The organism is Aeromicrobium sp. WCS2018Hpa-31 (assembly GCF_031843905.1).
In the GTDB taxonomy this organism is placed as follows: Bacteria; Actinomycetota; Actinomycetes; order Propionibacteriales; family Nocardioidaceae; genus Aeromicrobium.
The window spans coordinates 137,213-160,359 of sequence record NZ_JAVTJF010000009.1 but is presented as its reverse complement, the minus strand read 5'-3'; the positions used below and the strand labels follow the sequence as shown (position 1 = coordinate 160,359).

At 68.6% G+C, this 23,147-nt stretch carries 17 protein-coding genes; 1 reads left to right on the top strand and 16 read right to left on the bottom strand.

Features of this window, described 5'->3' with window-relative positions; all coding sequences use genetic code 11:
- Positions 1–48 precede the first annotated feature (48 nt).
- The 16 genes from RQG84_RS13340 to RQG84_RS13265 form a co-directional block, all read right to left on the bottom strand.
- Positions 49–3,894: a DNA-directed RNA polymerase subunit beta' gene (locus RQG84_RS13340; RefSeq protein WP_055964235.1), complete on the bottom strand. Its 3,846-nt coding sequence runs from the start codon at positions 3,892–3,894 to the stop codon at positions 49–51.
- Between the two features lie 85 nt (positions 3,895–3,979).
- On the bottom strand, positions 3,980–7,465 hold the full coding sequence (gene rpoB, locus RQG84_RS13335; RefSeq protein WP_396135307.1) for a DNA-directed RNA polymerase subunit beta: 3,486 nt from the start codon (positions 7,463–7,465) through the stop codon (positions 3,980–3,982).
- A gap of 294 nt (positions 7,466–7,759) precedes the next feature.
- Positions 7,760–8,686, bottom strand: a complete 927-nt coding sequence (locus tag RQG84_RS13330; RefSeq protein WP_311210405.1) for a hypothetical protein — start codon at positions 8,684–8,686, stop codon at positions 7,760–7,762.
- Positions 8,683–9,309 (bottom strand): hypothetical protein, encoded by a 627-nt coding sequence (locus RQG84_RS13325; RefSeq protein WP_311210404.1) that lies wholly within the window; start codon positions 9,307–9,309, stop codon positions 8,683–8,685. The genes RQG84_RS13330 and RQG84_RS13325 overlap by 4 nt, the downstream gene beginning before the upstream one ends.
- A complete protein-coding gene (locus RQG84_RS13320) occupies positions 9,279–10,493 on the bottom strand; it encodes an MlaD family protein (protein WP_311210403.1) in 1,215 nt (404 codons plus the stop codon). The genes RQG84_RS13325 and RQG84_RS13320 overlap by 31 nt, the downstream gene beginning before the upstream one ends.
- Positions 10,490–11,965 (bottom strand): MCE family protein, encoded by a 1,476-nt coding sequence (locus RQG84_RS13315; protein WP_311210402.1) that lies wholly within the window; start codon positions 11,963–11,965, stop codon positions 10,490–10,492. The genes RQG84_RS13320 and RQG84_RS13315 overlap by 4 nt, the downstream gene beginning before the upstream one ends.
- On the bottom strand, positions 11,962–13,155 hold the full coding sequence (locus RQG84_RS13310; RefSeq protein ID WP_311210401.1) for an MCE family protein: 1,194 nt from the start codon (positions 13,153–13,155) through the stop codon (positions 11,962–11,964). The genes RQG84_RS13315 and RQG84_RS13310 overlap by 4 nt, the downstream gene beginning before the upstream one ends.
- Entirely contained in the window at positions 13,152–14,102 is a 951-nt protein-coding gene (locus tag RQG84_RS13305; protein ID WP_311210400.1) for an MCE family protein, read from the bottom strand. Before RQG84_RS13305 ends, RQG84_RS13310 begins: the two co-directional genes overlap by 4 nt.
- A complete protein-coding gene (locus tag RQG84_RS13300) occupies positions 14,099–15,202 on the bottom strand; it encodes an MCE family protein (RefSeq protein ID WP_257729592.1) in 1,104 nt (367 codons plus the stop codon). The genes RQG84_RS13305 and RQG84_RS13300 overlap by 4 nt, the downstream gene beginning before the upstream one ends.
- Positions 15,199–16,662 (bottom strand): MCE family protein, encoded by a 1,464-nt coding sequence (locus RQG84_RS13295; protein WP_311210399.1) that lies wholly within the window; start codon positions 16,660–16,662, stop codon positions 15,199–15,201. Before RQG84_RS13295 ends, RQG84_RS13300 begins: the two co-directional genes overlap by 4 nt.
- 2 nt (positions 16,663–16,664) lie before the next feature.
- On the bottom strand, positions 16,665–17,495 hold the full coding sequence (locus tag RQG84_RS13290) for an ABC transporter permease (RefSeq protein WP_055964208.1): 831 nt from the start codon (positions 17,493–17,495) through the stop codon (positions 16,665–16,667).
- Position 17,496: 1 nt separating this feature from the next.
- On the bottom strand, positions 17,497–18,216 hold the full coding sequence (locus RQG84_RS13285; protein WP_082480398.1) for an ABC transporter permease: 720 nt from the start codon (positions 18,214–18,216) through the stop codon (positions 17,497–17,499).
- 53 nt (positions 18,217–18,269) lie between these two features.
- Positions 18,270–19,229 carry an ABC transporter ATP-binding protein gene (locus RQG84_RS13280; RefSeq protein ID WP_311210398.1) on the bottom strand — a complete coding sequence of 320 codons (960 nt, stop codon included), beginning with the start codon at positions 19,227–19,229 and terminating at the stop codon, positions 18,270–18,272.
- 348 nt (positions 19,230–19,577) lie between these two features.
- Complete coding sequence (gene rplL / locus RQG84_RS13275; protein ID WP_055964201.1) at positions 19,578–19,970, bottom strand: 50S ribosomal protein L7/L12; 393 nt, start codon at positions 19,968–19,970, stop codon at positions 19,578–19,580.
- Positions 19,971–20,026: 56 nt separating this feature from the next.
- Complete coding sequence (gene rplJ, locus RQG84_RS13270) at positions 20,027–20,644, bottom strand: 50S ribosomal protein L10 (protein ID WP_056573266.1); 618 nt, start codon at positions 20,642–20,644, stop codon at positions 20,027–20,029.
- Positions 20,645–20,915: 271 nt separating this feature from the next.
- Entirely contained in the window at positions 20,916–21,728 is an 813-nt protein-coding gene (locus RQG84_RS13265) for a hypothetical protein (RefSeq protein WP_311210397.1), read from the bottom strand.
- A gap of 152 nt (positions 21,729–21,880) precedes the next feature.
- Between RQG84_RS13265 and RQG84_RS13260 the strand changes: the two genes are divergently transcribed.
- Positions 21,881–23,053, top strand: coding sequence for a GAF domain-containing sensor histidine kinase (locus tag RQG84_RS13260; protein ID WP_311210396.1), 1,173 nt, complete (start codon positions 21,881–21,883; stop codon positions 23,051–23,053).
- Positions 23,054–23,147: the final 94 nt, after the last annotated feature.

Genomic DNA, 23,147 nt, shown 5'->3' with positions numbered 1-23,147 from the left:
CCGACGGCCCCGGACCGTGAGGTCCGGGGCCGTCGGGGTGTCAGTCGCTCAGGACTCGTACGACGTGAAGTCGTAGTCGTCGAGCTGGACGGGCTGGCCGTCGGCGGAGCCGAAGCCGTAGTCGTAGGACTCGTAGCCCGTGACGGCGTACGCCGCCTGGCGTGCCTCCTCGGTGGGCTCGACCCGGATGTTGCGGTACCGGTCGAGACCGGTGCCTGCCGGGATGAGCTTGCCGATGATGATGTTCTCCTTCAGGCCACGCAGCGAGTCCGACTTGCCGTGGATCGCCGCGTCGGTGAGGACGCGGGTCGTCTCCTGGAAGGAGGCGGCCGACAGCCACGACTCGACGGCCAGCGAGGCCTTCGTGATGCCCATCAGCACCGGACGGCCCGAGGCCGGGGTGCCGCCCTCGGCGACGACCCGACGGTTCTCGGACTCGAACGTCGCGCGATCGGCCAGGTCACCGGGGATCAGGTTGGAGTCACCCTGCTCGATGACCGTCACCCGACGCAGCATCTGCCGCACGATGATCTCGATGTGCTTGTCGTGGATCGCCACGCCCTGGCTGCGGTAGACCTCCTGGACCTCGTCCACGAGGTGCTCCTGCGCCCGACGGACACCGAGGATGCGCAGGACCTCCTGCGGGTCCGGCGTGCCGTGCGTGAGCTGGTCGCCGACCTCGACGTGGGAGCCGTCCTCGATGAGCAGGCGCGAACGCTTGCTGACCGGGTACTCCTGCTCCTCGGACCCGTCGTCGGGGACGACGACGAGCTTGCGGGTCTTGTCGGTGTCGTCGATGCGCACCCGTCCGGCCGACTCCGTGATGGGAGCGCGACCCTTGGGCTGGCGTGCCTCGAACAGCTCGACCACGCGCGGCAGACCGTGCGTGATGTCGTCACCGGCCACACCACCGGTGTGGAAGGTACGCATGGTCAGCTGCGTGCCGGGCTCACCGATCGACTGGGCGGCGATGGTGCCGACCGCCTCGCCGATGTCGACGAGCTTGCCGGTGGCCAGCGAACGGCCGTAGCACTTGGCACAGGTACCGGCCGCCGCCTCGCACGTGAGCACCGTGCGGACCCGGATGGACTCCACACCGGCCACGACGAGCTGGCTGATCTCGACGTCGCCGAGGTCGCCGCCGGCCTCCACGAGCACCTCACCCGTCTCCGGGTGCGTGATCTGGGTGGCCGCGCTGCGCGAGTACGCCGAGGTCTCGACGTTCTCGGCCGGCACGAACGTGCCGTCGTCCAGGCGGGTCGCGATCACCTTGGGAAGACCACGCTCGGTGCCGCAGTCCTCCTCGCGGATGATCACGTCCTGGCTGACGTCGACGAGTCGACGCGTCAGGTAGCCGGAGTCGGCCGTGCGCAGGGCGGTGTCGGCCAGGCCCTTGCGGGCACCGTGCGTCGCGATGAAGTACTCGACGACGCTCAGGCCCTCACGGAAGTTCGCCTTGATCGGGCGCGGGATGATCTCGCCCTTCGGGTTGGCCACGAGGCCACGCATGGCGGCGATCTGACGCACCTGCATCATGTTGCCTCGCGCGCCGGAGTGGACCATCATCCAGATCGGGTTGTCGGCGTCGGCCGTGAACTTCTTCTCCATCTCGCTGGAGACCTCGGCCGTGGCCTGGGTCCAGATCTCGATGAGCTCCTGACGCCGCTCGTCCTCGGTGATGAGACCGCGGTCGAACTGCTGCTGGACCTTGGCAGCCTGACCCTCGTACTTGGTGAGGATCTCCTGCTTGTTCTCCGGCGTGACGACGTCCTCGATGGAGATGGTGACGCCCGAGCGCGTGGCCCAGTGGAAACCGGTCTCCTTGAGGTTGTCGAGCGCGACGCCCACGTCGATCTTGCTGTAGCGCTCGGCGAGGTCGTTGACGATGACCCCGAGCTCCTTCTTGCCGACCTGGTAGTTCACGTACGCGTAGTCGTCCGGCAGCGCCTGGTTGAAGATGGCGCGACCCAGCGTGGTCTCGCGCGACTCGACCGTTCCGTCGACGCCCGGGATGCGGATGCGCACCTTGCTCTGCAGGGTGATCTCGTGGCGGTCGAACGCCATGACCGCCTCGGAGACCGAGCTGAACGCACGACCCTCGCCCACGTGCCCCTCACGCTCGAGCGTGAGGAAGTACAGGCCGATGATCATGTCCTGGGTCGGCATGGTGACCGGACGGCCGTCGGACGGCTTCAGGATGTTGTTCGTGCTCAGCATGAGGATGCGGGCCTCGGCCTGCGCCTCGGCGCTCAGCGGCAGGTGCACGGCCATCTGGTCACCGTCGAAGTCGGCGTTGAAGGCCGAGCAGACGAGCGGGTGGATCTGGATGGCCTTGCCCTCGATGAGCTGCGGCTCGAACGCCTGGATGCCCAGACGGTGCAGGGTGGGTGCACGGTTGAGCAGCACGGGGTGCTCGGTGATGACCTCCTCGAGCACGTCCCAGACCTCGGCCCGGACTCCGCGCTCGACCATGCGCTTGGCGCTCTTGATGTTCTGCGCGTGGTTGAGGTCGACCAGACGCTTCATGACGAACGGCTTGAACAGCTCGATCGCCATCTGCTTGGGCAGACCGCACTGGTGCAGCTTGAGCTGCGGGCCGACCACGATGACCGAACGGCCGGAGTAGTCGACGCGCTTGCCGAGCAGGTTCTGACGGAACCGACCCTGCTTGCCCTTGAGCATGTCCGAGATGGACTTGAGCGGACGGTTGCCCGGTCCCGTGACGGGACGGCCACGACGGCCGTTGTCGAACAGCGAGTCGACGGCCTCCTGCAGCATCCGCTTCTCGTTGTTGACGATGATCTCGGGCGCGCCGAGGTCGAGCAGTCGCTTGAGGCGGTTGTTGCGGTTGATGACGCGGCGGTACAGGTCGTTGAGGTCGCTCGTCGCGAAGCGGCCACCGTCGAGCTGGACCATCGGACGCAGCTCCGGCGGGATCACCGGGACGGCGTCGAGGACCATGCCCTCGGGGTGGTTGCTGCTGCCGAGGAAGGCGGAGACGACCTTGAGGCGCTTGAGCGCACGGGTCTTCTTCTGGCCCTTGCCGGTGGCGATGATCTCACGCAGCGACTCGGCCTCGGCGTCGAGGTCGAACGACTGCAGGCGCTTCTGGATGGCGGCGGCGCCCATGTACCCCTCGAAGTACGCACCGAAGCGGTACGTCATCTCGCGGTAGAGCATCTCGTCGCCCTCGAGGTCCTGGACCTTGAGGTTCTTGAAGCGGTCCCAGACCTCGTTCAGGCGGTCGATCTCGCGCTGGATGCGGTCACGACGCTGCTTGGCCTCACGCTCGGCGGCGTCCTTGACCTTGCGCTTGGCGTCGGCCTTGGCACCCTCGGCCTCGAGGGCCTTGAGGTCCTCCTCGAGCTTCTGCAGACGCTCGTTGACCTCGTTGTCGCGACGGGTCTCGAGCTGCTCGACCTCGAGGCCGATCTTCGACTCCAGGGACGACAGGTCGCGGTGACGCGCGTCCTCGTCGACGCGGGTGATCATGTAGGCCGCGAAGTAGATGACCTTCTCGAGGTCCTTCGGGGCGAGGTCGAGCAGGTAGCCCAGACGGCTGGGGACACCCTTGAAGTACCAGATGTGGGTGACGGGAGCGGCGAGCTCGATGTGGCCCATGCGCTCGCGACGGACCTTCGAACGGGTCACCTCGACGCCGCAGCGCTCGCAGATGATGCCCTTGAAGCGCACGCGCTTGTACTTGCCGCAGTAGCACTCCCAGTCCCGGGTGGGACCGAAGATCTTCTCGCAGAAGAGGCCGTCACGCTCAGGCTTGAGCGTGCGGTAGTTGATCGTCTCAGGCTTCTTGACCTCGCCGAACGACCACTGACGGATGTCGTCCGCGGTGGCGAGGCCGATCTTGAGCTGATCGAAGAAGTTCACGTCGAGCACGTTGTCTTCTTTCCCTTACGTTTCGAAAGTTCTGTGTAGAGCGGGGAGTGAGGGTGGGGCGCCGCCGAGGCGGCGCCCCAGGGGCTCACACTTCTTCGACGCTGGAGGGCTCGCGACGCGACAGGTCGATGCCGAGCTCCTCGGCGGCGCGGAAGAGGTCTTCCTCCGCGTCGCGCATCTCGACCCTCGAGCCGTCGGCCGAGAGGACCTCGACGTTCAGGCACAGCGACTGCATCTCCTTGACGAGCACCTTGAAGGACTCCGGGATGCCGGGCTCGGGCACGTTCTCGCCCTTGACGATGGCCTCGTAGACCTTCACGCGGCCCACGATGTCGTCGGACTTGATCGTCAGGAGCTCCTGCAGCGCGTATGCGGCACCGTAGGCCTCGAGGGCCCAGACCTCCATCTCACCGAAGCGCTGGCCACCGAACTGGGCCTTGCCGCCGAGCGGCTGCTGGGTGATCATCGAGTACGGACCGGTCGAGCGGGCGTGGATCTTGTCGTCGACCAGGTGGTGCAGCTTCAGGATGTACATGTAGCCGACGCTGATCGGGTCGGGGAACTTCTCGCCGGTACGACCGTCGAAGAGCACCGCCTTGCCGTCGGGGCCGACCATGCGCTCGCCGTCGCGGTTGGGCAGGGTCGAGGCGAGCAGGCCCTGGATCTCGTCCTCGCGGGCACCGTCGAAGACGGGCGTCGCGATGTTGGAGTTCGAGGGTGCCCGGTCGGCGCCGATGGCGCGCAGCCGGTCGGCCCACTCGTCCTTCATGTCCTTGATGTCCCAGCCGGCCTTGGCGACCCACCCGAGGTGGATCTCCAGCACCTGGCCGACGTTCATGCGGCCGGGCACGCCCAGCGGGTTCAGCACGATGTCGACCGGCGTCCCGTCCTCGAGGAACGGCATGTCCTCGATGGGCAGGATCTTGGAGATGACGCCCTTGTTGCCGTGACGTCCGGCCAGCTTGTCGCCGTCGGAGATCTTGCGCTTCTGCGCCACGTACACGCGCACCAGCTGGTTCACGCCGGGGCTCAGCTCGTCGCCGTCGGCCGCGTCGAACACGCGGACGCCGATGACGGTGCCGGACTCGCCGTGGGGGACCTTGAGCGACGTGTCGCGGACCTCGCGCGCCTTCTCGCCGAAGATGGCGCGCAGCAGGCGCTCCTCCGGCGTCAGCTCGGTCTCGCCCTTGGGCGTGACCTTGCCGACGAGGATGTCGCCGTTGCCGACCTCGGCGCCGATGCGGATGATGCCGCGCTCGTCGAGGTCGGCCAGCATCTCCTCGCTGACGTTCGGGATGTCGCGGGTGATCTCCTCCGGGCCCAGCTTGGTGTCGCGCGCGTCGACCTCGTGCTCCTCGATGTGGATCGAGGTGAGCAGGTCGTCCTGCACGACGCGCTGGCTGAGGATGATCGCGTCCTCGTAGTTGTGGCCCTGCCAGGGCATGAAGGCCACGAGCAGGTTGGTGCCCAGGGCCATCTCGCCCTCGTCGGTGCACGGACCGTCGGCCAGCGGGGTGCCGACCTCGACGCGCTGGCCCTCGGCGACGAGGGGGCGCTGGTTCGTGCAGGTGCCGTGGTTGGAGCGGCGGAACTTGGCCAGGCGGTACGTGGTGTACGTGCCCTCGTCCTCCATGATCTCGACCATGTCGGCCGAGACCTCCTTGACCACACCTGCCTTCTTGGCGATCGTGACGTCGCCGGCGTCGACGGCGGCACGGAACTCCATGCCGGTACCGACGAGCGGGGCGTCGTTGCGCACCAGCGGCACGGCCTGACGCTGCATGTTGGCGCCCATGAGCGCACGGTTGGCGTCGTCGTGCTCGAGGAACGGGATCAGCGCGGTCGCGACCGACACCATCTGGCGCGGCGAGACGTCCATGTAGTCGACGTCGGCGGCCGGACGGAGCTCGGCCTCGCCACCGCGCTGGCGCACCAGCACGGCGTCGTCGACGAACGTGCTGTCGTCGGTGAGCGGCGAGTTCGCCTGGGCGATGATGTAGCGGTCCTCGTCCGTGGCGGTCAGGTAGTCGATCTGCTCGGTGACCGTGCCGTCGACGACCTTGCGGTACGGCGACTCGATGAAGCCGAACGCGTTGATCCGACCGTAGGAGGCGAGCGAGCCGATGAGGCCGATGTTCGGGCCTTCCGGCGTCTCGATCGGGCACATGCGGCCGTAGTGCGACGGGTGGACGTCGCGGACCTCGTAGCCGGCGCGCTCACGGGACAGACCACCCGGGCCGAGGGCGTTCAGACGACGCTTGTGCGTCAGGCCCGCCAGCGGGTTGTTCTGGTCCATGAACTGCGACAGCTGGCTCGTGCCGAAGAACTCCTTCAGCGCCGCCACGACCGGACGGATGTTGATGAGCGTCTGCGGCGTGATGGCCTCGACGTCCTGGGTGGTCATGCGCTCACGCACGACGCGCTCCATGCGGGCCAGGCCCGTGCGGAGCTGGTTCTGGATCAGCTCGCCGACCGTGCGGATGCGACGGTTGCCGAAGTGGTCGATGTCGTCGGCCTCGACGATCGTGGAGCCCACGGGCGTCTCGAGCTCGGTCTCGCCGGCGTGCAGCGCCACCACGTACTTGATGGTCGCGACGACGTCGTCGATGGTCAGCGTCTGCTGGTCGAAGGCCTCGTCCGCGCCCAGCTTCTTGTTGACCTTGTGACGACCGACCTTCGCGAGGTCGTACCGCTTCGTGTTGAAGTAGTAGTTGTCGAGCAGGTTCTGGGCGGCCTCGCGCGACGGCGGCTCGCCCGGACGCAGCTTGCGGTAGATGTCGAGCAGCGCCTCGTCCTGGGTCTGGACGTTGTCCTTCTCCAGCGTGAGGCGGATCGACTCGTACTGGCCGAACTCCTCGAGGATCTGCGCCTCGGTGAAGCCGAGGGCCTTGAGCAGCACGGTGACGCTCTGCTTGCGCTTGCGGTCCAGACGGACGCCGACGAGGTCGCGCTTGTCGACCTCGAACTCCAGCCAGGCGCCACGCGACGGGATGACCTTCGCGGTGTAGATGTCCTTGTCGGACGTCTTGTCGGGCGTGCGCTCGAAGTAGACACCCGGCGAGCGGACGAGCTGGCTGACGACGACACGCTCGGTGCCGTTGATGACGAAGGTGCCCTTGCCGGTCATGAGCGGGAACTCACCCATGAAGACGGTCTGGCTCTTGATCTCGCCGGTCTCGTTGTTCATGAACTCGGCGGTCACGAACAGCGGGGCGGCGTAGGTGACGTCGCGGTCCTTGCAATCCTCCACCGAGTACTTCGGCGGCTCGAACCGGTGGTCGCGGAACGACAGGCTCATCGTCTCGGAGAAGTCCTCGATGGGCGAGATCTCCTCGAAGATCTCCTCCAGACCGGACTTCGTGGAGATGTCGGTGCGGCCGGCAGCGAGGGATGCCTCGACCTCGGCCTTCCACTTCTCGCTGCCGATCAGCCAGTCGAAGCTGTCGGTCTGCAGGGCCAGGAGCTCGGGAACCTCGAGCGGTTCGGAGATCTTGGCGAAGGAGATGCGGCGGGGGGCGTTCTTGTCCCCGGTGTTCTGGACAGGTGCGGCGGCGGTGCGCGAGGCGGCCAAGAGGGGTCCTTCCAAAGGCTCGCAAAGGGGTGTCACGTGATGGACTGCGCGCATGACTGACGCCCCCAGTCAAGGGGCAACGAGGGCGACGAGGTGGGCGCGAAGAATCAGTCTAGCCCCCGGGCCCACACGCACGCAAGCCTGGTCCTTGACAAGACGGCCGGTATGGTTCAGAGTATTCGGCCGCTCGTACGCGGAGCAGCGTGTTGGGACTGCAATGCCAGGGATTCTCGACGACGCCAGGTGCCCGGTCGGCACCGGGCGAAGCGCCGTCGCCCGATGGCGGGCGTCGGTTCAGAGCGCCTGGATGTCGTCGACGAGCCAGCGGCCGTCGCGCTCGACCATGGTGAGCTCGACACGGTTGCCGAAGACCGTCGGCACCTGCGACCCGTCGGCGAGCCGGGCCTGGTCGACGAAGAGCAGGACCTTCGCCTCGCTCCGGGTGCAGTCGTCCCCGCACGGCAGCGCGGCGGAGTCACGGGTCGTGGCCTCGACCTGGATCTTGCGCTGCGGGGCCAGGTCGTTGAGGGCCGGCGAGATGGTCTCGAAGTCCTTCGCGAACGAGGGCGTCATGACGTCCTTGGAGTCCTCGAGGTACTGGTCGAGCTGGTCGTAGCGATAGGTGAAGATCGTCTCCGCCGCGGACGCCGCGGTCTCGGCCGCCTGCTCGTGCGCGCCGTCCACGCCGTGCGTCTGGCGCCACTCGGCGACGCCGCGGTACCCGAAGAACGCGCCGAACACGAGCGCGCCCACCACCATGGCGAGCAGCAGGACCCGACCGAGCGGGAGACGGCCACGCGGACCGCTCGGCTCCGCCGGCACGGCCGACGCGGTCTCCGACGTGGGCTCCCCGTCGGTGGCCGCGGCTGCGGCGGCACGGTCCTGACGACGCGCGACCCGCGGAGCCACGCGCGGCGCGGCGACACGGTCCTCGTCGTGGTCCTGGTCCGCGCCGGTCCCGACCTGCTCGGCGTCGGCGGCGCCGGTGTCGCGGTCCTCGGTCGGGGTCGCCTCGGGGGCAGCAGGACCAGTGGTCGACTCCTCGACGGGCGTGGCCGGCTCCTCGCGCGGGGTCGAGCCGGGCGTCGACGTCGGGGGCGTGCCGGGGCGCGCGACAGGCTTCTTGACGACCTTCTTGGCCGGTCCGGGGCGGGGCGCGTCGCTCGGCTTGCTCTCGCCGGCGATGCGGCGGCGCCTGGAGGATCCGTCGTGGGTGCTCACTGGTCGGCCTCCGGCGTCTCCTGGGGCTCCGCGCCGGCGCTCGGGGTGGCGCTCGGCGCCGGGGTGGCGCCCTCGTCGGTGCCGGGCTCGCCCGTGGTCGCGTCGAGCGGCACGACGGTCTCGAACTGGCTCACGAGCCAGTCGTCGCCGCTGCGCGTGAGCGTGACCTTCCAGCGGAAGCGACGCTGCACGGCTGCCTCGTCCGCCGACGTCGTGATCGAGGCGTCGACGGCGACGATGGCCACGGCCGAGTCGTCGTCGATGCTGTCGACGGCGACCCCGAGCACGTTGGCGTCGCCGCTCTTCTGGTCCTTGGACTCGAGGGCCCCGAAGACGGCACTGGTGATCCGCTCGAACTCGGTGAAGTAGCCCGGGGTCAGCAGCGGCTTCATGCGCTCCTGGTAGCCCGGCAGGTCGGCGACGTCGTAGGTGTTGTACACCGTGGCGAAGTCGTTGACCCGCGCCGCCACGGCGGCGCGGTCCGAGTCCTCGCCACCGTCGCCGAGCACACGCGGCACCACCAGGCCCGCGACCCCCACGAGCACGCCGAGGACGGCGAGCACGACGAGGGTGCGGGAGGTGCGGTGCGCGGTCAGCTGGTCGCCGGTCCGAGCAGGAGCCACTTCCACGAGTCCTTTCCGGCGGCGTCCGCCCCGGTTCCCACGGCGGCCCGGTCACGGTTGATGACGGTCTTGTCGGGCCCGCGCGGGACCTTGTCCTTGACGATACAGCCGGCCTCAAGGTCGAACTGCATGTCGTAGAGCTCCTGCGGCTCACGGCGCGGGCGCTGTCCGTTGTCGTCCTCGTCGCACGGCTTGATCGCGGCCGGGTCGGCCGGGTTGGTGATGACCAGGCCGAACGTGGCGTCGAACTCGCCCTCGGCCTGCTTGGCCGGGGCGACCACGCTGAACGAGCCCTCGAGCAGGTACGGGTAGAGGATCGCCAGCACCCGCAGCGACTTGGCGTTGCGCGCGAGCGGCTCGGTGGCCGAGCGCAGGTCGGCGAAGATCGTCTGCAGCTCGGCTGCGTTCTCCTCCACGACGTCGTTGACCAGCGCCGCGCTCGGCGCGCCCTCGTCGACCAGACGTCGCAGGTCCGGGTCCGCGTCGACCAGCGTGTCCGAGAGCAGCGCGAGGTTCTCGGCGAACGTCGCGAGCTGCGGCTGCTTGTCGATCTGGGTCTGCAGGACTCCCGAGGAGTTGCGGATGAGGCTCTGGGTCACGCCGAGGTTCTCCTGGGCGGCCTCGATGAACTCCGACGACGTGTCGAGGATGCGCTCCAGGTCGGGCGCGGTCCCCTCGAAGGCGGCGCCGAGCTCGTCGACCACGGTCTTGAGGCTGCCGGTGTCGATGCTGGAGACCAGCGAGTTCAGGTTGAGCAGCAGCGTCGTGGTGGAGATCGGGATGTTCGTGTCCGACCGCGGGATGACGGCGCCGGCCTTGAGGTACGGAGCCTGGTTGGAGCGCGGCGACAGGTCGACGTACTGCTCGCCGATGGCCGACTTGTTGGCCACGGTGGCGACCACGTCGTCGGAGATCTTGGGGGCGCTCTTCTCGATGTCGAGGATCACGTCCACGCCGTCGTCGGTGAACTTCAGCTGCTTGACCTTGCCGACCGCGATGCCGCGGTAGGTCACCTCGGCGCCGGCGAAGATGCCGCCGGAGTCGGCGAAGTCGGCCGTGACCGGGAAGGTCCGGTCGATGAAGAGCCGGTCGAGCTGGGCGTACTTGCCGCCGACGAAGGTCGCACCGACCGCCACGATGATGGCGAAGATGACGAGCTGGATCTTGGTGAGCCTGGTGATCATCGCGACACCACCGGTCCGAGAACGAGCCGGCCGACGTCCTCGGTCTGCTCGGCCATCAGCTGGCTCGTGGTGGTGACCCGGCAGTTGCCGAGGAGCGCGCAGATGCCGCTCCCACCCGATCCGCCCTGGCTCGAACCGCCCTGGCCCGAGCTGCTCGACCCTGCGGACGGCGAGGCGCTGGGCCTCGGCGTGGAGCCGGTGAGCGACCCGAGGCCCCCGTCGGTGGGCAGTGACGTGAGGCCCTCGACCAGGTCGACGAGCTGGCCCGCCGGGTCCGTCGCCGCCGTCTCGCCCTCCGCGGGCGCCTCGGCGGTGGCCCCGGCCGGGACGAGCGTGTTGCCGAGCGACAGCAGGCCCTGGACCAGGCTCGTGAGCTGGTTGGTGTTCAGCGACAGGTTGATGTCGAGGTTCATGAAGTCGCCGTAGCAGGCGCCGTCGGCCACGTCCTGACGGACGGTCGCGTCGTTCTGCGTGGAGGCGTCGTCGGGGTTGTAGGCCGTGCAGGGGTTGCTCGCACGGGCGGGGCTGCCGCCGACGATCGCGTCGGTGAACGGGAAGCTGAAGATCAGCTGGCTCGCGGTCGCGAGGTCGTCGCCGGCGTTCGCCAGCTCGCGCAGCGTCGGCTCGAGGTCGCGCAGCACCGCCAGCGTGTCGTCCTTCGACCGGCGGATGACCCCGGTCGCGGTGCCGCTGAGCCGGTCGAGCGAGGTGAGCAGGCCGACGAGGTCGTCGCGCTGGGCGTTCAGCACCCGCAGGGCCTCGGGCAGGTCGTCGAGTGCGGCGGTGATGGCGCCCTCCTGGTCCTGCGTGGCCCGGGCGAGGTTGTCGACCTTCTCGAGCGCGGTGAGGATGTCGGCCTTGTTGTCGTCGAGCTGGCCGACGAACGTCGTGGTGCTCTGCAGGAGCTGCTTGATCTCCGGCTCGTTGCCGTCGAGCGTCTTGTTGAGCTCCTTGACGATGGTGTTGGTCTTCTCGAGCCCGCCGCCGTTGAGCAGCAGGGACGCAGCGCCCAGCACCTCCTCGATGTCGGGGTTGCGCCCCGAGCGCTCGAGCGGGATGCGGTCGCCGTTGCCGAGCTGGCCCACACCGCCGGTGGTCGGCGGGGCGAGCGACACGAACTTCTCGCCCAGCAGGCTCGTCTGGCGGATCTGCGCCTCGGCGTTGTCGGGCAGCTCCACGTCGCGGTTGATCTTGAGCGTGGCGGTGGCCGTCCAGCCGTCGAGCCGGATCTTGGTGACCTTGCCGACCGCGATGTCGTCGACCCGGACGGCACTCTGGGGCACCAGGTCGAGGACGTCGCGGAACTGCACCGTGACGGTGTACGGGTCGGACCCGAGGTCCGCGCCGCCGGGCAGCGGGAGCTCGTAGGGCGAGAACGAGCAGCCCGAGAGCAGCAGGGTGCTCGCCGCGCCGACGGCCACGGTCCGCCAGGGGCGTCGTCGCGTGGAGGCGTTCATGGTCCGGGTGCTCATCGGTCCACCGCCAGCATCTGGGAGAGGGACGTGTCCGTGCGGTCCGGCGACGTGGGCTCGGCCGCCGCCGCGTTCGCCACGGCGGCACGCGGGAGCGGGAGCCCGCCGATGATCGGCGAGACGATCCCGTCGAGGATCGGGCCGAGCACGTCCTCGCAGGGTCCGTTGAGGTCGACCGGGAGCTGCTCGCTGAGGTTGCACAGGAGGTCGCCGGGGTTCTCGGCGGCCCCGAGCACGAGACCGAGCACGTCGGCGTGGTTGTCGAGCGTGCCGGAGTCACCGTTGTAGGACAGCGCGACGTTCGACAGCGCCGTGGGGCCGCTCACGGTGAACTCCTCGAGGTCCTTCTGGTGGTCACCCAGCACCTCGGCGATCGTCGCGAGCTGCTTGACGTTGCCGCGCAGCTCCGAGCGGTTGTCCTTGACGAGCCCGCGCACCTCGACGAGGGCCTTGGCCAGCGCCTTCACCGTGGCCTGCAGGTCCTCGCGCTCACCCTCGAGCACGGTGGAGACCTCCGCCGTGCTGTCGAAGAAGTCGCGGACCGCCTGGTCGTTGGTCTGGAGCAGCTGCACGAACTGGTCGACCTCGCGCATGCTGCCGAACAGCTCGTCCTTGTTGTCGGAGAGCGTCTGGCTGAGCTTGCCGAAGTTGCGCAGCGTCTCGTTGAGCTGGGTGCCCTGACCGTCGAGCTGTGCCGCGGTGTCCTTCACCAGGTTGCTCACGGCACCGTCCTTGTTGGCGCCCTCGGGACCCAGGGCCACCGACAGGTCGTCGAGCGACTTGTAGATCTGGTCGAGCTCCACCGGCACGGCGGTGCGGTCGACGCCCAGCCGGGCGCCGTCCGCCAGCACCTGGCCACCGTCGTAGGCCGGTGCCAGCTGCACGAACCGGTCCCCCACGATCGACGGCGAGACCACGACGGCCTTGACGTCGGCCGGCAGCTTGACGTCGGCGTCGTAGGAGATCGTCGCGCGCACGGTCTCGCCGCGCGGGACGAGCCGGTCGACGGTGCCGACGGCCACGCCGAGGATGCGGACGTCCGAACCCTCGTACAGCGAGTTGGTCTGGGCGAAGTCGACCGTGATCGTGTTCTTCGCGTCGCGCTGGCCGAAGACGATCACCAGTCCCACGACGAGGACGAGGGCGACGAGCACGGTGAGGATGCGGGCGGCGCCGGCGAGCCTGGTCATCCGGCACCTCCGATCTTGACGTAGGTCTCGAACCACGGACCGTTGCCCAGGGCGTTGGCGAAGACCCGCAGGAAGCCGGGCATCACGGTGAGGGCGCGGTCGAGGCTCTGCTCGTTGCGCGCCAGCATGGTCGTGACGGCGCGCAGCTGCCTGAGGGCGGGCTTGAGGTCGGCCTCCGTGTCGTCCACGAGGGCGCTGAGCTGCTCGGAGATCTGTTGCGTCGAGACGAGCAGGCGGTGGATGGCCTCGCGGCGCTCGGTGACGGCGTCGAAGAGCACCGAGGAGTCCTTCACCAGCTGGACGAGCTCGTCGTCGCGCGAGTTGATGACCCCTGTGACCTTCTTGAGGTTCACCAGCAGGGTGTTGATCTGGTCGTCGCGGGCCGCGAGGTTGCGCGAGAGGTCCGAGACCCCCTGGATCGCGCCGCGGAACTCCTCGGGGGTCTGGGCAGCGACGTCGGACAGCGTCTCGAGCGCGTCGGAGATCTGGCCGACGTCGAGCGCGTCGGTGGTGGTGCTGAGGTCGGAGAAGGCCTGCACCACGTCGTACGGCGGCACCGTGCGGGACACCGGGATCGTGGTGCCCTTCTCGAGACGGCCCGAGCCCGAGGGCGTGAGCGCCAGGAACTGCGCGCCGAGGAGCGTGCGGATGCGGACCTCCGCACCCGTCTCGCGGCCCAGCCGCGTGCCCTTGTCGACCTTGAACGTGACCTTGACCTTGTTGCCGGCGAGCTCGATGCCACGCACCTTGCCGACCGGCACGCCGGCCACGCGGACCTCGTTGCCGTCCTTGAGGCCGCCGATCTCGGAGAACTCGGCGTGGTACGTGTCGCCGGCGCCGATGATCGGGAGCCGGTCGGCGCGGAAGGCCGCGACGAGCAGCAGCGCGATCAGGGAGAAGCCGATCAGGCCGATGATGACGGGATTGCGTTCGCGGAAGGGCTTCATGACGCGGCCTTCCCGTACTCGCCGTTGCCGGTACGGCAACGGTCGCCGCCGGCCTGGACGGCGCCCAGCTCGCTGATCAGGCCGTCGAGCAGGCCGTCGAGCGGCGTCCCGGTGAGCTGGGAGACGTCGACGTTCAGCTCGCAGACGTAGAAGTTGAACACGCTGCCGTTGGAGGTCAGGTTGCCCAGCTTCTCCATCTTGATGGGCAGGATCTGCACGGCTTCCTCGATGGTCTTGAGGTTGCGCTCGCTCGACAGGTTCTTGGTCAGGCGGCGCAGTTGCTTGACGTCGGCCGTGAGGTCGGGCCGGCCCTCCACGAGCAGGTTGGAGGTCTCGGTGGTGAGGTCGGAGATGGAGTCGAGCGAGCCGAGGATCGCCTCACGATCGCCCTTCAGACCGGTCACGAACTGCTGGAGGGTGTCGATCGTGGCCGTGAGCTGCTGGTCGCGGCTGCCGATCGTGTCGAGCACGTCGGACAGGTTCACCACGACGTCGCCGATGAGCTCGTCGCGGTCGGCGAGCGTGCTGGTCAGCGACGCGGTGCGGGCCAGCAGGCTCTGGACGTTGCCGGCCTCGCCCTGCAGGGTCTGGACGATCTCGAAGGCGAACTTGTTGGTGTCCGACGGCGACAGCGCCTGGAAGACGGGCTTGAAGCCGTTGAGCAGCACGTTGAGGTCGAGTGCCTCCTCGGTGCGGTCCTGCGGGATGGTCGAGCCCGGGGCCAGACGTGCGGTGCCGCCCTCGCCGCCCTGGAAGAGCGCCAGGTAGCGCTGGCCGACGAGGTTGCGGAACCGCAGCTGCGCGTTGGTGTCCCGGGTGAGCGGGGTCGAGGTGCGCACCGAGAAGGTGATGATGGCCTCGTCGGTGTCGTGGATCTCGACCTTCTTGATCGACCCGACGGAGACGCCGGCGATGCGGACGTCGTCGCCCTTGGCCACGCCGGTGACGTCGGAGAAGACGGCCTTGTACTCGTTGCTGCTGCCGAGGTTGGCCCCGCTGAGGGTCAGCATCAGCAGGAACGTGGCCGCACCGGTGACGACGAAGAAGATCGACAGCTTGACGATCGCGGAGATGGACTCGCGGTCCAGAGCCTTGCTCATCGAATGGTCACCTCCGTGCCGCGCAGGATCGGGCTGAGCAGGAGCGAGGCGGCGTCGGGGACGCGGTCGGCGTCGACACCGGCCACGGCGGCGGCCATCTGGCGCACGTCGTCACGCTGCTGGGCGCTGTCGGTGTCGGCCAGGCTGGGGTTCCAGAAGCCGGCCGAGTCGAGGTTGGCCACGGCCGCGCGATCGAAGTCCGCCTCGCTGCCGAACTTGCCGTTGTGGCTGTTCTCGACGCCCACGAGCTTGTAGATCTCCGGAGCGACCTGGAACGGGTCGGCCTGGTTGTAGGGCCACTTGCTCGGGTCGTTGGCGTTCTTCTTGAAGACCTTGAGGTCCTCGCACACGGCGCCCAGGGTGTTGGGGAGCCGACCGTTGTCCTTGTCCGGCGCGTCGATGTACTTCACCTTGTTCGGGTCGGTCTGCTCGGCCTCGTCGAGGGTCTTGTTGTCGGGCACCACGGCGTTCTCCCCCAGCTGGTAGCCGGTGGGCTGCTCGGCCAGGAGCTCCAGGTCGATGTGCACGGTGTTGTTGCGCAGGACGCTGTCGAGCTTCGGCAGCACGGTGGCCATGCCGCCGGTGAAGCAGGGGAAGGTGCTGGCGTAGTCGGCGGTCACGCCGAGCAGCTCACGGTTCTGCTTCGCGAGCACCTCGAGGTTCTCGCCGTTGGCGTCGACGAAGTCGGTCAGCGTGTTCGCGAGCCGGGTGCCCTCGTCGAAGAACGCCGCGAGCTGCGTGCGCTTGGCGACCACCGTGTTGCCGGTGACGACCGTGTTCTTCAGCAGGCGCCCGAGGGTGGGCATCTGCGCGGCGTAGCCGTCGGAGACGGTGCCGAGCTTGGTGAGGTCGTCGACGAGCGTCGGGACGTCGGGGTTGAGTGCCGTGAGGTACTCGTTGGCCGACACGAGGGTCTCGCCGAGCTTCTCACCGCGTCCCTCGAGCGCCTGGGAGACCGCCGTGAGCGTGTACGACAGCTCGGCCGGTTCCACGGCCTGCAACAGCGGGTAGAGGTCGTTGAGCAGCTCCTCGACCTCGATCGGCACCTCGGCGCGCTGGATCGTGTCGCCGGCCTTCAGCCGCTCGCTGCCCGCGTCGTCGGCGGGGATCAGCGCGACGTACTTCTCGCCGAACAGGGTCTTGGGCACGATCTCCGCGGTGACGTCGGCCGGCACCTGGCCGATCAGGTCGGGCTTGAGACCGAGCACGAGTCGCACGCCGCCGTCGCGCGGCTCGACGTCCTTGACCTCGCCCACGATCATGCCGCGCAGCTTGACGTCGGCGGCCTGCGGCAGGTTCAGGCCGGCCTTGCCGGTGTCGACGGTGACGTCGTCGGTGGCCACGAAGGTCTTGGAGAAGAACGCGAACGTCAGCCAGACGAAGAAGGCCATGAGGACGACGAGACCGGCCCCGAGGAGCTTCAGGCTCGTGGGGCGCTCGGCGAAGGGAGTGGCAGCCATCGTCAACCCGCCAATCTGACGGTGACAGTCGTGCCCCAGATCGCCATGGAGGCGAGCAGGTCGACGACGTTGACGGCGACGATCGACGTACGGACGGCGCGGCCCACGGCCACACCCACGCCCGCGGGTCCGCCGGAGGCGTAGTAGCCGTAGTAGCAGTGGATCAGGATCACCACGACGGCGAAGATCAGCACCTTGCCGAACGACCACAGCACGTCACCCGGTGGCAGGAACGTCGAGAAGTAGTGGTCGTAGGTTCCGGTGCTCTGCCCGAGGAACTGCGTGATCGTCAATCTGGTCGCGAAGTAGGACGACAGCAGGCCGACGACGTAGAGCGGGACCACGGCGATGAGCCCGGCCAGCACGCGCGTGGTGACGAGGAACTGCATCGACGGCACGGCCATGACCTCGAGCGCGTCGACCTCCTCGGAGATCCGCATGGCGCCGAGCTGGGCGGTGAAGCCGCAGCCGACGGTCGCGGCGAGCGCGATGCCGGCGACGATCGGCGCGATCTCGCGCGTGTTGAAGTAGGCCGAGACGAAGCCGGACAGTGCAGCGGTGCCGAGCTGGTCAAGCGCGGCGAAGCCCTGGATGCCGACCTCGGTGCCGGTGAAGAAGCACATGGCCACGATGACGCCGACGGTTCCGCCGATGACGGCGAGGGCGCCGGAGCCGAGCGCGACCTCGGCCAGCAGGCGCAGGATCTCGCGGCTGTAGTTCTTGATCGTGAACGGGATGGCCCGCAGGACGCGCAGGTAGAACAGCAGCTGGGTGCCGAGGCCCTCCAGCGCTGCCGCGGGGCGCTCGTAGACGGCACTGATCTTCGTCGCCATGTCACATCCCCTTCGGTGGGACGAGCTGGATGTAGATGGACGACACGAAGAAGTTCACGATGAACAGCAGCAGGAAGGTGATGACGACGGCCTCGTTGACCGCGTCGCCCACGCCCTTCGGGCCGCCCTTGGCGTTCATCCCCTTGTAGGCGGCCACGATGGCCGCGATGTAGCCGAAGATGACGGCCTTCACCATGCCTTGGTACATGTCGGGCAGCTGGGCCAGGGCCGTGAACGAGGCCAGATAGGCCCCTGGTGTGCCGTCCTGCAGCACGACGTTGAACACGTAGCCGCCGGCGACACCGACGATCGTCACCAGGCCGTTGAGGAAGACGGCGATGAGCATGGCCGCGAGCACGCGAGGCACGACGAGACGCTGGATGGGGTCGATGCCCAGCACCATCATGGCGTCGAGCTCCTCGCGGATCTTCCGCGAGCCGAAGTCGGCCGCGATGGCCGAGCCTGCGGCACCGGCGATGAGCAGCGCGGTGGCGATGGGCCCGGCCTCGCGCACGACGGCCAGCACCGCGGCGGAGCCGGTGAACGACTGCGCACCGAACTGCTTGATGAGCCCGCCGACCTGGAGGGCGATGACGGCACCGAAGGGGATCGAGACCAGGGCCGTCGGCACGATCGTCACGGTGACGATGAACCAGGCCTGGGTCAGGAACTCCTTGAGCTGGAAGGGTCGCCGGAACAGCGCGACGGTGACGTCGAGCATGAAGGCGAAGAGGCCACCTGCGATCCGTGCGGGCGCCGCGATCTTGGTTGCGCTCACGCGGTGCTGCCCGGAGCGAGGCTCATGTTCTCGTCGAACGACCCGGGCGGGGGCGTGATGCCGTTGTCGCGGCACCAGGCACCCGGCTCGCGCTGCGCGGTGCGCGGACGGCCGTCGGAGGGCTCGAGCTGGCGCGGGATGGGCGGCAGGGGCGGCATCTCGATCTCGGACTCCGCGGCGAGCTCGTCGGCGTCCTTCTCCTCGGACATGCCGATGGGACCGACGCGCTGGGCGTTGAGGAACTGCGCGACCACCGGCTCGGTGCTCGACAGGAGCATCTCGCGCGGACCGAACATCGCCAGGTGCTTGTGGTAGAGCAGGCCGATGTTGTCGGGCACCGTGCGCGTGGAGTTGATGTCGTGGGTGACGATCAGGAACGTCGCGTCGATCTGCGCGTTCAGGTCGATGAAGAGCTGGTTGATGTAGGCCGTGCGCACCGGGTCGAGACCGGAGTCGGGCTCGTCGATGAGCAGGATCTCCGGCTCCAGCACGAGTGCACGGGCCAGGCCGGCACGCTTGCGCATGCCGCCGGAGATCTCGCCGGGGAGCTTGTTCTCCGCACCGGCCAGGCCGACGATGTCCATCTTGTCCATGACGATCTGGCGGATCTCGGACTCGGACTTCTTGGTGTGCTCGCGCAGCGGGAAGGCGCAGTTGTCGTAGAGGTCCATGGAGCCGAACATGGCGCCGTCCTGGAACAGCACGCCGAACAGCTTGCGGATCTCGTAGAGGTCCTTCTCCTTGCACGTCGCGATGTCGACGCCCTCGATCCAGATGTGGCCCTCGTCGGGCTTCAGCAGACCGATCAGCGTCTTGAGGAACACCGACTTGCCCGTGCCCGACGGACCGAGCATCACGGAGATCTCACCCGCGGGGAGGGTCAACGAGACGTCGCCCCAGATCAGCTGCGAGCCGAAGCTCTTCGTCAGGTTCTCGACCTTGACCTCGACGCCCACGGACCCCTCCTCCACTCCAGCTCGGCCGGTCCCCGTACCGGGCCCGCAGTCGATGTGACCCGGGCCACCCAGCCTAACGAATTTCGGGCGACTCGGTTACGAGTTCGCTCCGTCGTGATGACCCGCGAGTAACGTGTCGCAGGTCTCAGAGACCGTACCTCATGCAACTGCGAGTCACAAAGGTGGCCTCGGTCACGTCCTGGGCCCTGCCGTTCGGCCCCCTCGACGGAGCGCGACGGCCGACGCGATCGCCGCCTCCGGACATGACGAGACCCCCGCCGAGCCGGTCGGAACCGGGTCGGCGGGGGTCTGCGTCGACGTCACGTGGACGTCAGGCTGACAGCCAGGTCACTTGAGCGTGACGGTGGCGCCGGCGGCCTCGAGGGCCTCCTTGGCCTTCTCGGCGGCATCCTTGGCGACCTTCTCCAGGACGGGCTTCGGAGCGCCCTCGACGAGGTCCTTGGCCTCCTTCAGGCCGAGGCTCGTGAGACCGCGCACCTCCTTGATGACCTGGATCTTCTTGTCGCCGGCCGACTCGAGGACGACGTCGAACTCGTCCTGCTCGGCGGCGTCGCCACCGGCGTCGCCACCGGCGGCAGCGGGGGCCGCAGCGGCCACGGCCACGGGGGCAGCGGCGGTGACCTCGAAGGTCTCCTCGAAGGCCTTCACGAACTCGGAGAGCTCGATGAGGGTCAGTTCCTTGAATGCGTCGAGCAGCTCGTCGGTGCTGAGCTTCGCCATGATGTGGCGTCCTTTCGTTGGTGAGACCCCGAGGGGGTCCCGATCAGATCGGGCGTTCAGCCCTCGGTTGAGTCGGTCTCGGCGGGAGCCTCGACCTCGGGTGCCGCCTCGGCCGCGGGGGCCTCGGCAGCAGTGTCGGTGGAAGCGTCGGCGGGAGCCTCTTCGGCCTTCTTCGCCTCGAGGGCCGCCACGAGGCGGGCCGTCTGGGCGAGCGGGGCGTTGAAGAGGGACGCGGCGTTCTGAAGGCTGCCCTTCATGGCGCCGGCGAGCTTGGCGAGGAGGACCTCGCGCGACTCGAGGTCCGCCAGCTTCTTGACCTCGTCGGCATCGAGCGACTTCCCGTCGAGGAAGCCTCCCTTGATGACGAGGGTGGTGTTCGCCTTCGCGAAGTCACGCAGACCCTTGGCGGCCTCGACGACGTCGCCCTTGATGAAGGCGATGGCGGTCGGGCCGGTGAGCAGGTCGTCCGACAGGTCGACCCCGGCCTCCTTGGCCGCGATCCTCGTCAGCGTGTTCTTGGCGACGGCATAGCTCGCACCCTCACCGAGCGAGCGCCGCAGTTCCTGCAGCTGCTTCACGGTGAGACCGCGGTACTCGGTGAGGACGATGCCGTCGGAGTCGCGCAGGCTCTGCGTGAGCTCGGCGACGGCAGCAACCTTGTCCGGGCTTGCCATGGGTCTCCTTCTGGTGGTCGTTGCCTCGACCGACGCACGCGCTGCGGTGCACGTCGTCGGGAGGTCCTGACGGACCCACCTCTGAAGGACACCTGCGCGGGCCGCCTCGTTCGAGGCACTTCGCGGGCCCCTTGCGGGGCCCGGCCAGCGGTCTTCGGCGTGGTCAGTCTACGCACGAGCCCCCGCCGCACCAAATCGGTGCGACGGGGGCTCGTGCGGAGCGCTGGTCGAGCGGCGTCACCCGGCAGGTGCCGGGTGGGCCCGCTCGGACTCAGGCACCGCCCATCTGGGAGAGGTCGACGTCGGAGATCTGGTCCTTCGCCGGCGCCTCGATGGTGACGTCCTCGCCCCACTTGGTGTAGTCCATGGTCATCTTCGTGCCCGCGACGTCCATGAGGATGCGACGCGGCAGGTTGTCCGGACCGATGTACATCGTGTACGTGAGGGTGTCGGGGACCTGCGCGGCGTCCTGGCCGGTGGCACCCAGCTGCTCGGTGAGCTTGCTGGAGTCCACGGTCACGACGTACGGGGTGGCCTCGACGCCGTCGAGCTTCTCCGCGTCGCCCTTCTGCTCGAAGCCGGTGACGGCCTCCTGCATCTGCTCGATCTGCTTGGAGGGGTCGACGCTGTCGAGGAGACCGCCGTACTGCTCGCCGAGCGGGTTGTCCTTGTCGTTGAGGTCGATCTTCGTGAACTTGTTCTGCGTCATCGAGCCCATGTTCATGTAGAGCACGCCGTCGATGAGGCGCATCTCCATCTCGCCCTGGGCGCCGAGCGTCATGGTCATGCTCATGGCGGAGTCGGCAGCGGACTTGCCGGTCGACACGTCGCCGGAGGCCTTGATGTCCTGGCCACCGACGCCGAACGCCATCTCGACGTGGCTGGTCTTGGCGTCCTGCTGGGCCTTGGTCACCTCCGTGAAGAAGTTCTCCTGGGTGAGCTCGGTGTCGGCCTTCTCACCGACCGAGGACGTGTCTCCCTTGGCGCTGGAGGAGTCGTCACCACCACCACAGGCGGCGAGGCCGAGGCCGGCGGTCAGGACGATGGCCACCGCGGCGGCGGACTTCTTGAGGCGCAGGTTCATGTTTGGATCATACCTCTCACTTCGTCCGATCCGGCGTCCGGTCGGCCAATTCCGTACGTCCGTCCGGCGACCGGCACGGATCGCCGCGGCGGCGGGCCGCGCCGGGACGCGCCAGATGTGACATGGTCGGTCGAAGCGATCGAGGAGGTCCGGTGAGCACCGTCGTCGGGGGAACGATCGAGCAGCAGGAGCTCGAGCTGGAGCGCTACGCCGTGCTCAGCGAGCCCGTGGGCCGCGACCTGCAGGCGCTCGTCGACCTCGTCGCGCAGGCGTGCGACGTGCCCAGCGCAGCCATCAACATCATCACGCGCAACCAGCAGCACCAGATCGTCGCGACGGCCGGCATCGAGCCGTCCGTCTGCTCCCGTTCGGACTCCATGTGCGCTGCCGTGATGACCGAGACCGGGAACGTGGTCGTGCCCGACGCGACGCAGGACGAGCGGTTCCGCACCAACCCGTTCGTCACCGGCGACATCGGCGCCGTGCGCTTCTACGCGTCGGCGCCGTTGATCACGCCCGACGACGTGCACCTCGGCCGGCTGTGCCTGTTCGACGAGACCGCACGCACCCTGACGCCCGCGCAGGAGGTCTCGTTGCGCACCGTGGCCGGGCAGGTGATGGACGTCCTCGAGCTGCGTCTGCGCACCCGCGAGCTGGAGCGGGCCAACCACCACCTGGCGCTCTTCGCGGGTCAGGTCAGCCACGACCTCCGCAGCCCGCTCACCGCCATCCTCGCCAACGCCGAGCTGCTCGAGACCGAGCCCGTGGTGGTCACCCACGACGACCTCGGCGCCGTCGTGCGCGCCGTGTCGGAGGCGGGCCGACGCATGAACCGCATGATCGAGGAGATGCTCGACTTCGCGGTGCGCGGCGGACGGCTGTCGCTCGTCGAGACGCCCCTGGAGCACGTGTTCACGCTGGCCCTCGCGGACCTGGAGCCCGTGGTGCGCCGCGGCGACGCCACGATCACCGTCGAGGCGCTGCCCACCATGGCCGTCGACGCCGACATGCTCTACTCCGTCGTGCTCAACCTGCTGACCAACGCGCTCAAGTTCACCCGCGAGGGCGTGCCCGCCCAGGTGGTCGTGAGCGCCGAGCGACGCGGCGACGCCTGGCGGGTCGTCGTGGCCGACAACGGGCGCGGCATCGAGCCCTCTCGCCGGAGCGCGGTCTTCGACCTGTACGACCGCGGCGACGACCCCGGCGGGCACGGCATCGGCCTGGCCACCACGCGTCGCCTGGTCCATGCGCACGGGGGCCGGGTGGGCGTGGACGAGTCGCCCACCGGCGGCGCCGCAGTGTGGTTCGAGCTCCCAGCGAGGTAGCCGGCGGGGAGTTCCGAGATGTGGATCTCGTGGGGAGCTCGTGGGGGACTCGTGTGGATCTGGGCTCCGTAGCGTCGTAGCCATCACCTCGACC

What these genes read in the sequence shown, in the direction of transcription:
- RQG84_RS13295 (WP_311210399.1), bottom strand. Translation starts at nt 16,662, where the DNA reads ATGGCTGCCACTCCCTTCGCCGAGCGCCCCACGAGCCTGAAGCTCCTC.
- RQG84_RS13315 (WP_311210402.1), bottom strand. Translation starts at nt 11,965, where the DNA reads ATGAGCACCCGGACCATGAACGCCTCCACGCGACGACGCCCCTGGCGG.
- RQG84_RS13285 (WP_082480398.1), bottom strand. Translation starts at nt 18,216, where the DNA reads ATGCTCGACGTCACCGTCGCGCTGTTCCGGCGACCCTTCCAGCTCAAG.
- rplJ (WP_056573266.1), bottom strand. Translation starts at nt 20,644, where the DNA reads ATGGCAAGCCCGGACAAGGTTGCTGCCGTCGCCGAGCTCACGCAGAGC.
- RQG84_RS13300 (WP_257729592.1), bottom strand. Translation starts at nt 15,202, where the DNA reads ATGAGCAAGGCTCTGGACCGCGAGTCCATCTCCGCGATCGTCAAGCTG.
- RQG84_RS13305 (WP_311210400.1), bottom strand. Translation starts at nt 14,102, where the DNA reads ATGAAGCCCTTCCGCGAACGCAATCCCGTCATCATCGGCCTGATCGGC.
- RQG84_RS13320 (WP_311210403.1), bottom strand. Translation starts at nt 10,493, where the DNA reads ATGATCACCAGGCTCACCAAGATCCAGCTCGTCATCTTCGCCATCATC.
- rplL (WP_055964201.1), bottom strand. Translation starts at nt 19,970, where the DNA reads ATGGCGAAGCTCAGCACCGACGAGCTGCTCGACGCATTCAAGGAACTG.
- RQG84_RS13290 (WP_055964208.1), bottom strand. Translation starts at nt 17,495, where the DNA reads ATGGCGACGAAGATCAGTGCCGTCTACGAGCGCCCCGCGGCAGCGCTG.
- RQG84_RS13265 (WP_311210397.1), bottom strand. Translation starts at nt 21,728, where the DNA reads ATGAACCTGCGCCTCAAGAAGTCCGCCGCCGCGGTGGCCATCGTCCTG.
- RQG84_RS13310 (WP_311210401.1), bottom strand. Translation starts at nt 13,155, where the DNA reads ATGACCAGGCTCGCCGGCGCCGCCCGCATCCTCACCGTGCTCGTCGCC.